The 11,865-nt window shown below is 42.7% G+C and carries 10 protein-coding genes and 1 pseudogene; 6 read left to right on the forward strand and 5 right to left on the reverse strand.

The features are described 5' to 3' along the window. The first annotated feature begins 67 nt into the window (after window positions 1-67). The 3 genes and pseudogenes from CLI64_RS31765 to CLI64_RS27980 all read left to right on the forward strand — a co-directional run. Complete coding sequence (locus CLI64_RS31765) at window positions 68-364, forward strand: ABC transporter transmembrane domain-containing protein (protein ID WP_225977445.1); 297 nt, start codon at window positions 68-70, stop codon at window positions 362-364. Window positions 365-543: 179 nt separating this feature from the next. Beyond that, the gene (locus CLI64_RS27975; protein WP_103140266.1) at window positions 544-975 is read left to right on the forward strand and encodes a hypothetical protein; all 432 of its coding nucleotides are present in this window, start codon (window positions 544-546) and stop codon (window positions 973-975) included. Window positions 976-1,252: 277 nt separating this feature from the next. After that, window positions 1,253-1,816 (forward strand): annotated as a pseudogene (locus CLI64_RS27980) (transposase); the annotation flags it as partial. A 144-nt stretch (window positions 1,817-1,960) separates the two neighbouring features. On the opposite strand, the gene CLI64_RS27985 reads toward CLI64_RS27980, so the two are convergent. Beyond that, the gene (locus CLI64_RS27985) at window positions 1,961-2,338 is read right to left on the reverse strand and encodes a Mo-dependent nitrogenase C-terminal domain-containing protein (protein WP_103140267.1); all 378 of its coding nucleotides are present in this window, start codon (window positions 2,336-2,338) and stop codon (window positions 1,961-1,963) included. 372 nt (window positions 2,339-2,710) lie between these two features. Here CLI64_RS27985 and CLI64_RS27990 point away from each other — a divergent pair, with 372 nt between their 5' ends. Beyond that, window positions 2,711-3,907, forward strand: a complete 1,197-nt coding sequence (locus CLI64_RS27990; protein WP_103140911.1) for an anion transporter — start codon at window positions 2,711-2,713, stop codon at window positions 3,905-3,907. Window positions 3,908-3,926: 19 nt separating this feature from the next. Here CLI64_RS27990 and CLI64_RS27995 read toward each other — a convergent pair whose 3' ends face one another. The 4 genes from CLI64_RS27995 to CLI64_RS28010 form a co-directional block, all read right to left on the reverse strand. Next, window positions 3,927-4,487 (reverse strand): Uma2 family endonuclease, encoded by a 561-nt coding sequence (locus tag CLI64_RS27995; protein ID WP_103140912.1) that lies wholly within the window; start codon window positions 4,485-4,487, stop codon window positions 3,927-3,929. A 217-nt stretch (window positions 4,488-4,704) separates the two neighbouring features. After that, window positions 4,705-6,480: a ribonuclease J gene (locus CLI64_RS28000; protein WP_103140268.1), complete on the reverse strand. Its 1,776-nt coding sequence runs from the start codon at window positions 6,478-6,480 to the stop codon at window positions 4,705-4,707. 274 nt (window positions 6,481-6,754) lie between these two features. Beyond that, entirely contained in the window at window positions 6,755-7,639 is an 885-nt protein-coding gene (dapA, locus tag CLI64_RS28005) for a 4-hydroxy-tetrahydrodipicolinate synthase (protein ID WP_103140269.1), read from the reverse strand. A 161-nt stretch (window positions 7,640-7,800) separates the two neighbouring features. Continuing rightward, window positions 7,801-8,844, reverse strand: coding sequence for an aspartate-semialdehyde dehydrogenase (locus CLI64_RS28010; protein ID WP_103140270.1), 1,044 nt, complete (start codon window positions 8,842-8,844; stop codon window positions 7,801-7,803). A gap of 588 nt (window positions 8,845-9,432) precedes the next feature. Here CLI64_RS28010 and tig point away from each other — a divergent pair. Beyond that, window positions 9,433-10,848, forward strand: coding sequence for a trigger factor (gene tig, locus CLI64_RS28015; RefSeq protein WP_103140271.1), 1,416 nt, complete (start codon window positions 9,433-9,435; stop codon window positions 10,846-10,848). A 312-nt stretch (window positions 10,849-11,160) separates the two neighbouring features. Then, window positions 11,161-11,862, forward strand: a complete 702-nt coding sequence (gene clpP, locus CLI64_RS28020; RefSeq protein ID WP_103140272.1) for an ATP-dependent Clp endopeptidase proteolytic subunit ClpP — start codon at window positions 11,161-11,163, stop codon at window positions 11,860-11,862. Window positions 11,863-11,865: the final 3 nt, after the last annotated feature.

The raw sequence follows: 11,865 nt of genomic DNA on the forward strand, positions 1-11,865 counted from the left end.
TTCTATCATTGCTCAGTAGAGAATTAAAGATATTTTGGGGCAATTTTCTATGATTTAGCTGCTCACGGTGACTACTTGGATAGGAGAGTCATTTTTTCAGGGTGACAATAGGTTGTTCTGGTGTAACTCGGCACAGAATATCCAGCATAACTTACGGTTGGACGCATATAGACACCTACAGAGTTTGGAGTTAGCTGATTTTGACAAAGGCCGCACAGGGGGTTTAATGTCTATCCTGAGTGATGATGTTAACCAACTTAAGCATGATATTATCCAAGTAACCACAACTATTGTAGTCATTCATGGGGCGTTTTTTGTGTGGGCTACCTTGGTAGTTGGGATGACTACTTTACTGCCAAAGTAACATGAAAGCGATCGCCCTTGGTGCGGCTTTCCCTCCCCTAATATTGCGAAGTACCAATTTCGATATGAGCTTTAGCGACCTCGGCAGTGGATAATGAAACAATGGTGATACAAACTTGCTCAGACTCACGTACAGACCACAGAGGCGCAGAGAGAATAGAGAGAAAATAACGAATTAATATGATGTTTGGCAATAATCAATCGGAATCTAGGGAAAATCTTTGGCGTGGTCAGTTGGATAGATTTGTTAAGGAAAATCAGCAGGAATTGGCGGCTTTGGCTTGGGGTTTGTGGTTAGCAAATGGTGATAGTCAAGGTACGATTGGGATTGATTTACAACCGACACCACATTTTGTTTATTGTCCCCAAGATGCAGTGGAAAAATTAAATATAAATGTGGAAAATCGGCTGCAAGAAATTTTAGGAATTATTGAGCATCATCAGCCAGAAGTTGAAGTTTTAATGATTGGAATTGGTAAGGGCGAAATTAAATTAATTCAGTTTGCACCAGAACCAACGCCACCAGTTTGTTTTGAGCAAGTTGGTAAGGACGTTGATGGGTTATTAGATCTACTAGAACAGCGTCTGGATAAAGCGATCGCTCTCGGTTGATAATGACTTTAAAGAGCGATCGCTTTTGGGTGATGGGTTTAAAATCTGACGAATTAAAACAGTCATCACTTCGCCAGGTTTCGCGGTGGGAAGTAGTGGACTCCAATCACCTGTCAGCTATTTTTAAGTAAAAATATTGAGAAAAATTGTTAATTAGAGCTTGCTAAATAATGGCGAAAGATAGAAGCAACAAGAGTTTCAGGTTCAGAAAAAACAAATAAAGTGCAAGAAAAAGGATTAAAAACAAGTAAAAATACTTACAGCAATATGCGTTAAGATGTATAGGAAAGCGCAGAAACAAGAAAAGCGTCCAGAAAACTTTGAACTGCCCTTTGGGGGGAAACTGGCAGTAGATAACCGATGGGTAATCATGGCGAACATGATACCTTGGTCAGAATTGGAAGCAGAATACGCAGAAAGATTTTCAGCAAGTATAGGCGCACCAGCCAAAACATTTAGAATGGCATTGGGAGCATTAATAATCACAGAAAAACTAGGAGCAAGTGATAGAGAAACAGTAGACAAGTTTTCTGCTAGTTGCTTTGATAGTTATGTATTTTTAGACCATATCAATTGGGATAACTTTAACGAATCAGGTGACTTAACAACACAAGTAGAAGCCTACAAAAACTACACCGGATATTATCCTGAATCTGTTTATGTTGATAAAATTTATCGGACTAGAGAGAATCGAGCTTGGTGTCAAGAAAGAGGAATTAGAATTAGTGGTACACCACTCGGTAGACCACCCAAAAATTTCAGTCCTCAAACAAAGAAACAAGCACGAGATGTTGAGCTAATTCGTAATTCTATTGAGGGCAAGTTTGGTGAGCCAGTGCGTTGGGCGGGTTCCCCGGCTTGAAGCAACTGGCGAACCCGTAAGGGACAAAGTAAACGAAGATTTAGCCCTACTTGACTACCTACTCAATTCTTCTGTTGTTTTTTCACGACTTTTTCAGCAAACCCTAAGTAGTATTAGACTTGTCTAACAATACTTTGTGACATCTTCACCACACTCATCTGCTAGATAGCACATGGCGCGGAAGCGCAAGCTCACCACTTCTTCATAAAGAGGGTTGAGTTTGCATAGTGGGGGAATGTGAAATAATGTCTTACCAAATAAATTGATATCACGTTCAAAAGGACATTGGGCGGGGATCGATTGACACAGGCGATGAGCAAATTGGCGATCGCGTACTTCAATGCTGTCTAACCATCGGCGTAGCGGTTGGAGAAGATCCCATCTGCGAAGAGAAGTAGAATCTGGCAACTGTTGGGGATCATTCTTAATTACTTCTGTGTGGTTGATTGCAACCCAACTTGCCAAGAAAATCCTTTTTGTGGTATTATCAAATACCTTCATGGTTGTGCCTCTGTGTAAATGAGGGTGTTCACCCTTCCGGTGAATATATACAGCGTGAAACCTACCGAATCGGGAAAAACCTTGTTCTAATCGGGATATAATGGCGTTTGTGACTAGCCACCGAGTTCAGCAAACTATTTATTACTACGTCAAGTTAATCGCAATTCTCCCGTAAATGGTAGTGTAACTATTCAATCTTCTCGGTAACTTGACACAGTTTAAATTCTAATGAAGACATCCGCCATTGGGCAGGTTTTTGGTTAATTGTTACAAAAGTTAATATAGTAATTTTCGTCAAGAGGGAATATCGAAGATAGCAGCACATTGTGCTATCTAGAGGTAGTAATCAACATCAAACTTCCCCCCAAGCAAGTGAAAATCATCCAAATCGCAGTTTATGGAGTATTGGGTTTAACCTATCTTGGGTTAGCTTTGGGTTATCTTCCTGGTTTGCGGATGAACCGGGCCACCATTGCTTTAGTAGGCTCGGCGTTTTTGATTGCGTTGGGTGTCCTCAATGTTCAAGAAGCTTGGCAAGCAATTGATGCTAACACTATCGTGTTTTTGTTAAGCATGATGGTAGTTAACGCCAACTTATCCTATGCAGGGTTTTTCCAGCAGGCTTTATCGGTGCTATTAAAGTTAACTCGCAGTCCCTTGGGTTTATTAATCGCTTTAACCTTTGGTAGTGGGTTGCTTTCGGCTTTTTTCCTGAATGATACATTGGCGTTGGTATTTACGCCTTTAACTTTGAGCTTGGCGCAGGCTTTGAGTTTAAATCCCATTCCCTATTTACTAGCGATCGCCGGTGCAACTAACATTGGTTCTGTAGCGACTTTAAGCGGTAATCCCCAGAATATTCTGATTGGTTCATTTTCTGGTATCCGCTACATAGATTTTTTGCAAGCACTCGCTCCAGTAGCGATTATTGGCTTATTCATACAGGTAGCATTGCTGTGGCTACTTTATCCAGATGTGCGCTCACTCCAACCTTGCTCAATTGTTCTTCCTAATAATCAGAGAATATTCAAACCTCTATTTCGGAAAACGTTAATTATTACCACAGCACTACTAATTGCTTTTGCCCTTGGTTTTCCCTTAGCAGAATCAGCCTTAGTTGCTGCTAGCTTATTACTAATAACTAGAAGAATTAAACCCCAAAGAGTTTTAAAAAAGGTAGATTGGAACTTATTAGTCATGTTTTCTGGGCTATTTATTTTAACCAAAGCCACACAAAAATTAAACCTACTCCAACCCTTTACCTCTACAGTTAATTCAGCCGCCAGTTTATTAGGTTTAACAGTTGTTTTATCTAACTTAATTTCTAATGTTCCGGCTGTCTTACTATTACAACCATTAATTCCTCAAGGTGATACTAAATCTTGGTTAATGCTCGCGGCTGGTTCAACCTTAGCAGGTAATTTAACTTTATTCGGTGCAGTTGCTAATTTAATTACTGTAGAAGCGGCAGCAGAATTAGGATATAAACTCACCTTTTGGGAACATCTCCGCTTTGGTGTACCGCTAACTTTGTTAACTGTGACTATTACTTATTTCTTAGTTCATTAAAAATTTCTAGGTCTTCAAACTAAGCTATAAGTAATTGTTCGACTGTTAAATTTAGTTCTAGAAATAACGGAGAAATTATTTTTTGATTACCAATAAAGATAGTTTGCTTGTAACTACCTGCCTCTAAAACACAGACAGTAACTTTATTTTCCAAAGGGTCAACAATCCAATATTCACTCACACCAATAGCTGCATACTCAGCCGTTTTTTGGATATAGTCCCGTTCCACAGATTCAGGGCTGACTACTTCCACTAACAGTGGTGGCGGAGTTGTGAGGATAGCTGAAGTGCGCTCAATACTTTTAGCTTGCTCATTGGTAATCACACAAACATCAGGCCGCCTGGGTTGTTTATTTGTTAGCACCTCTGTACCATTAGGACGAGGTTGTAAAGGCAATCCCATCTTTTGAATTTCTAGAAAGAAGCGAATCAAGAGTAGAGTAATAATCGCCTCATGCTTACCAGTCCCAGGAGGCATTTCTAATAGCACCCCATCCTCAAGTTCGTAGCGATGATCTGTACCATCATCAAAATTTAGATATTCTTCCAGAGTATTAACTTTCAATGGAGTCTTAGTCATAGCGATCGCCTCCCCTAAAATCATAACTTATGACAAAGCGCAAAGAGCCTAATCAACTCCTTGCGTCTTTGCCTATACTTAGGTGTGTGAGCTAATTCTTAAGGGACTTCCAGAAAATCAATTATCCAATTTCCGAGAGAGAATATTTTGATTTTCCCCCTGCTCCCTGCCCCCTTGCTCACCATTAGTGATTATATATTTTTTCAGTTGGAAGTCCCTAAGAAGCCACCTGAGCCGCCGTGCGAGTCCGTCGCCTTCTACCATCACTCACCTTTACAGGTGCAGGTGCTTCATCTGGAGTCTGCATCAATAATGTTACTGAAGGCTGACATTGCAATTCTCGCTTAATGGAACGGTGCAATTCCCGTTCTAAAGTGTCATGCAATCCACCCCAATCGACTTGGGGTTGTTCGGCTGTTCCTGTGGAAAACTCTGTCCACCGGACGCTGAGAATTTCTTCAATACGCTGTTGCACCCATTTTTGCAGCAGTGATCGCTCTACACTAGTGACAACGCCCCGCAAATGAATTTCTGGCTTGGCCATGAGTTTACCCTGCCAATCAATTGCCGCCGCAATGGTGACAATTCCTTCTTCAGCCATGCGTTGGCGTTCTTGTAAGACTTTGGCACTAACCATCCCAGAACTTGTTGTATCCACCAGTTCAATTCCTGATGGCACTTTCCCACCGACTCGAATGGATTCTTCTGTGAGTTCAATTACGTCGCCATTTTGGATAATCACCATATTTTCTGCTGGTACACCCATTTTCCGGGCTGTATCGGCGTGTTTGACTAACATCCGGTGTTCGCCGTGGACGGGAACGAAGAATTTGGGACGCGTTAAGGCTAACATCAGCTTTTGGTCTTCTTGACAACCATGTCCAGAAACGTGTAGCCCTTGTTCTCGCCCGTAGAGGACTTTTGCCCCTTGAATCATCAATTTATCGATGGTGTTGACGACTGCAATTGTGTTACCAGGGATGGGATTAGCGGAGAACACAACTGTATCTCCTTCCCGAATTTTAATGTGGGGGTGTTCTTGGTTGGCAATACGAGTCATGGCTGCCATTGTCTCACCTTGAGAACCGGTAGTGAGAATCAAGACATTTTCATCAGGTAGGCCGCGGACTGTGTGCAGGGGTTGGAAGAGGTTGTCTTCACACTTGATGTAGCCGAGATTACGGGCATGGGCAATTAAGTTCAACATGGAACGTCCCACCACTGTCACCACACGGTTATGCTTTTTCGCTAGTTGTAAAACTATGTTGATGCGATGGACGCTAGAAGCAAAGGTGGTGACAAATAATCTGCCGGTGGCTTGGCCAAAAACTCGGTCTAGGTTGGGTAGAACGGCTGCTTCAGAGGGGGTAAATCCCGGTACTTCTGAGTTAGTAGAATCACTTAATAAGCAAAGTACACCTTTTTCGCCGTGTTCCGCGAGGCGTTGGAGGTCAAACCTTTCTCCATCTACAGGGGTGTGGTCAATTTTAAAATCACCTGTGTGAATGACGACACCCAAGGGGGTGTGAATGGCGACGGTGAAACTATCGGCGATGGAGTGGGTGTTGCGGATGTACTCCACGAAGAAATGTTTGCCAATTCTGACGACATCACGAGGCAGGACTTTTCTTAATTCTGTGCGATCGCGGACTCCCGCTTCCTCTAATTTGCCTTCCAACATGGCCATTGCTAGTCTCGGCCCGTAAATCACCGGAATGTCAAATTGCTTCAAGTGGAAAGCAATCCCGCCAATGTGGTCTTCATGACCATGAGTGACAATCATTCCTTTTATCTTATGACGATTTTCCCTGAGATACGTTGTATCTGGGAGAACAATATTCACTCCGTGCATTGCCTCCGTGGGGAAAGCCAGCCCAGCGTCTAAAAGGATGATTTCATCATCGTATTCAAAAACACAGGTATTCTTACCAATTTCATGTAAACCGCCCAAAGGAATGATTTTTAGGGCAGATGTAGCTTCGTTTTTAGCCATTTTCTCCTGATGTTGTTGTTTGTAGTTTTAGGTTTAATAAATTCAAACTTACGAATCTTGTATGAATGACGACTTTAGCCTGCTGAGTTTCAGCCGCCAAATTTCTCTAATATCTGTAGCTTTGTGCTAATAAAAGGGCTTTACATTGAATAGTTCACTGTATATTTTTTATCAATTTTCCTAGTCCGGTTTGTCATCAAGATTAGTTATAATCATGCCAACTTAATTGAAAATTAATAGCAATTAACAACGGCTGTAATAACGGTAATTATGATTAAATTAAGTCGAGCTTTTTCATGACTGCTGCTAACTTGTCAGTTACATCTTGGTCAGCTTCACATAATGGCAGACGAGTCGAACCTACCTCCCAACCTTGAAGTTTTAGTGCTTGTTTAATAGGAATAGGATTTGTAGAGAGAAATAATGCTTTAAACAGTGGGAAAAATCTCAGATGAATTTCACTGGACAGGGTTACTTGTCCGGCATTAAAAGCTTGAATCATCTGCTGTAGTTGGTTGCCTACAAGATGAGAAGCTACACTCACTACACCCTTTGCCCCGATCGCTAACAAGGGCAAGGTTAACGAATCATCTCCAGCGTAAATCTGAAACTCTGGTGGTGTCAACCTGCGAATTTCACTGGCTTGATCGAGGTTGCCACTAGCTTCCTTAATCCCGACTATATTATCAACTGCGGCTAATTGTACAACTGTCTCTGGGGAGAGATTTTGACCTGTCCTTCCGGGGATATTGTACAACAATATCGGTAAATCAGGGCAGGAGTTTGCTATGGCTTGGAAGTGCTGATACAGTCCTGCCTGTGGAGGTTTGTTGTAGTAGGGTACAACCTGTAAAGTGCCATGTACACCTATTTTAGCTGCTTTTTGTGTCGCTGCGATCGCTTCTTTGGTGGAATTAGAACCACAGCCTGCGATGACTTTGGCTTTGCCTGCTACGGCTTGCAAAACTTCGACAAACAATTGGTATTCTTCGTCCCAACTGAGAGTAGGAGATTCTCCAGTCGTTCCACACACTACCAATGTATCTGTACCGTTATCAGCTAAATGTGCCGCCAGTTTAGCTGCGACATCATAGTTGACACTACCGTCTGCTTTAAACGGTGTAATCATAGCGGTTAAAACTCTGCCAAAATCTCCCACCCTTGTTACTCCTAACTACCTTTTTTTTGTTTATCTCTTGGTGGTTTTTATTTTAATGAAGTTTGTGAGGGATGAGTGCTGAGTAATGAGTGCAAGACAGTAAGTTTCTGCTTCCTCTGCTCCCTGCTCCTCTGCTCCCTGCTCCCCTGCCTCTTTACTTACTACGAAGAAGCGTAGACTTTTGCCGGTTGGAGTAAATTTTTCTCTACTAACAACTCAGCGATTTGGACTGCATTTAAGGCTGCGCCTTTACGTATTTGGTCGCCGCACAGCCATAGTTCTAAACCACAGGGATGAGAAATGTCTTGACGAATTCTACCTACTAAAACCTCATCTCGACCACTGGCTTCGATGGGCATGGGGAAGTAGTTTTTGCCCCAGTCTTCTACTAATTTCACTCCTGGTGCTTGCGAAAGAATTTCTTTGGCAGATGCGGGGGAGAATGGTTCAGCAAACTCTAAGTTAATGGCTTCAGAATGCGCCCGCAAGACTGGTACTCGCACACAAGTGGCGGTAATTCTGATATCTTGTGTGCCGAAGATTTTGCGGGTTTCGTTGACCATTTTCATTTCTTCCTCACAATACCCTGAATCGGTCATGGGTGAATTATGGGGAAATAAGTTAAATGCTAACGGATAGGGTAGGACTTCAGCTACTGGTGATTCACCTTGAAGGATAGCACTACTTTGGATTTTGACTTCTTCCATTGCTTTTGCACCTGCACCACTGGCTGATTGATAGGTAGCGGCGACGATGCGTTGCACTGGTTTGACTTGATGTAAAGGCCAGACTGCCAAGGTCATCAAAATTGTGGTGCAGTTGGGGTTGGCAATAATTCCCTGGTGGGTAGCAGCCGCTTGGGGATTCACTTCTGGAACAACCAGAGGGACTTCTGGGTGCATTCGGAAGGCACTGGAATTATCGATAACGACTGCACCTTTTTCTACTGCAACCTTTGCCCAAGTTTTGGAGGTCGAACCACCGGCACTAGCCAATACTATATCCACATTTTCTAAGGCGCGATCGCTCACTGCCTCTACTGGGATATTTTCTCCCTGAAATGAGAGCGATCGCCCTACACTTTTGGCAGAGGCTAACAATTTTAACTCTGCTACTGGAAAATTCCGACTTGCTAATAATTCCAGCAACTCTGTGCCGACAGCACCAGTTGCACCCAAGATAGCTACACGATACGACTTTGACAAACTGATTTCCTCCTTCTAAGAGGTCATGGATGACTGAGATGTTTTACAAAAATTGACAGTTTTTCTAAAAAATTAGCAATAATTGCGCCTACAATTAATTTTTTTAATTTCTACCAAATATTTTTTACGTATAAAAATATCTTTAACTAGTTACATAGTATAAGTTGATGATAAAGTTTAGCGCATTTTTTGTTGATATTTATCATTAAAATTCCAGCAATGTGGGTTCATTATACAATAAATTTACTCTACAAAAGAAAATCAACAGTCATTCAGTTCACAGTCCCGCTAACACCCGCAAGTGGCGTGATTTGATTTTTCCCTCTGCCCCCTTGCTCCCTGCCCCCCTGCCTCCAGATCCCTGCCTCCAGATCCCTACCTGTTGCCTCTATTGATTTGAGTAAAGTTATAGAGGTAAAATGTCAAGTCTTTTGCCATTAGCAGTAAACTGGATATCTACGAGCAGGGGCAGGAAATGCCCTTGTAGAAACCTCCCAAATTTAACCAAGAAACATCAAAGCTAAAAGCGGTAAATCCCGTCTTGTGTGTACTTGGAGTCACAAACACCAGAAAAATTAGAGACAAAGCATGAAAGTTACCCAGGAAAAACTTCCCGCCAGTCAAATTGGGCTGGAGATAGAAATTACACCAGAAAGCACTCAGCAAACCTACGAACAAGTTATTAAAAACTTAGCTAAAACCGTTAATATTCCTGGGTTTCGTAAAGGCAAAGCACCCAGGCACATATTGTTACAGCAATTGGGCAGCACGCGGATTAAAGCAGCAGCCCTAGAAGAACTCATTCAAGATGGGATTGAGAAAGCTGTTAAGCAAGAATCGATTGCGGCTATTGGTCAACCACGGTTACGTTCTTCCTTTGATGATTTAATCAACAACTACGAACCAGGGAAACCCCTGACATTCATGGCCACAGTGGACGTAGAACCAGAAGTGAATTTAACGCAATACACTGGTTTGAGTGTCCAAGCCGAAGAAATCAAGCATGATGCTAATCGAGTAGACGAAGTTCTAGAACAAGAACGTCAACAGATGGCTACATTAATTCCCGTAGAAGGAAGAGCAGCCCAAATTGGGGATGTGGCTGTAGTAGATTTTAAAGGCGTAATTGCTAAAGCCGAAGACGCAGACCCCGCAGCTGAACCAGAACCCATTCCTGGTGGTGACGCGACCGATTTTCAAGTAGAGTTACAAGAAGATAAATTCATTCCTGGCTTTGTTTCAGGAATGATCGGGATGAATCCTGGCGAAACCAGAGAAGTATCGGCGCAATTCCCTGATCCTTACGTGAACCAAGAATTAGCCGGTAAACCTGCATTATTCACCATTACACTCAAAGAACTCAAAGAAAAAGAATTACCCGCCTTAGATGATGACTTCGCCCAAGAAGTCAGCGACTTTGAGACTATAGAAGCATTGCGTGCATCCCTAGAGGAGCGATATCAAAAAGAAGCTGAGGATAAAACCAAAGCGAACAAACAAGAAGCCCTACTAAACGAAATCGTCAAGCATCTAGAGGCAGATTTACCAGCCACGATGATTGACAAAGAAATAGACACCATGCTGACGCAAACAGCAATCAAACTGTCACAGCAAGGGCTAGATGTCAGAAAGTTATTTACCGAAGATATTATCCCTCAATTACGAGAAAGGTCGCGTCCTGAAGCCATTGAACGTCTGAAGCGGTCTTTGGTGCTACAAGAAGTTGCTAAACGCGAATCAATTGAAGTCACCCCAGAAGAAGTGCAAGCTAGAGTTACAGAACTCCTGGCGCAATATCCCGACGAGGACGTTGATGAAGATAGATTGCAAGCCGTCGTCGAGAACGAAATGTTAAGCGAAAAAATTATCGATTGGCTGTTAGAGCATTCTACCGTTGAACTAGTACCAGAAGGTTCACTAGCCAGCAAAGAGGAAGAAACAGCAACAACTGCACCTGAGACTGAGGCAGAAACCGCCGAATCTACCACAGAATCGGAAGAGTAAATATATTAGGGGTGTAAGGGTATGGGGGTGTAGGGGTATCAGGGAAAAGACAGCACAGCAAACCCTGGGTTATAACAGCTAAATAGGGTATTGAGTAAATGATCTTAATACCCCAGTCCCCAATCCCCAATCCCCAGTCCCCAACCCCCAGTAAATAAGATTTGTGATCTTACTTGCCTGATACCCTGCTACACGAGAAGAATATAGATGAGGCATAATACACATAGGTAAAACCAAAATTTACTCTATTCCATATCTAGCAGCGATCGCTGCCAAAATATCTGTAATCAACCTATCTTTAAAAGTTCTCCTATGCTTGTATCGCAGTCGGCAAACTATCCCATCAGCAGTTTAGGTCAAATCGGCGGAATTTCTTCCCATATCCACGGCACAAGTAACATTTTGCCTACGGTTGTAGAACAATCAGGGATGGGAGAAAGAGCCTTTGACATTTACTCCCGCCTACTGCGAGAGCGAATTATCTTTCTGGGAACCCCTATAGATGATGCGGTAGCTAATACAGTTGTTGCCCAGTTATTGTTTCTAGACGCTGAAGACGCAGAAAAAGACATCCAACTGTACATTAACTCCCCTGGTGGCTCTGTCTACGCAGGAATGGCAATCTATGATACAATTCAGCAGATTCGGCCAGATGTTGTTACTATATGTTTTGGATTAGCCGCCAGCATGGGGGCATTTCTGTTAGCAGCCGGAACTGCTGGTAAACGTATGTCTTTGCCAGATTCCCGCATCATGATCCACCAACCCCTCGGCGGCGCACAAGGTCAAGCGATTGACATCGAAATCCAAGCTAGGGAAATTCTTTACATCAAGGGTATGTTAAATCAGTTATTGACTAAACATACTGGTCAACCCCTAGAGAAAATCGAAACAGATACCGATCGCGACTTCTTCATGTCCGCAGAAGAGGCTAAGAGTTACGGTTTGATTGATCAAGTCATCTCCAGACAAAATCTTCCCACCGCAGGGGAAAATGTCACCGTTGTCAAATAAGAG

The organism is Nostoc sp. CENA543 (genome assembly GCF_002896875.1).
Taxonomy (GTDB): domain Bacteria; phylum Cyanobacteriota; class Cyanobacteriia; order Cyanobacteriales; family Nostocaceae; genus Trichormus.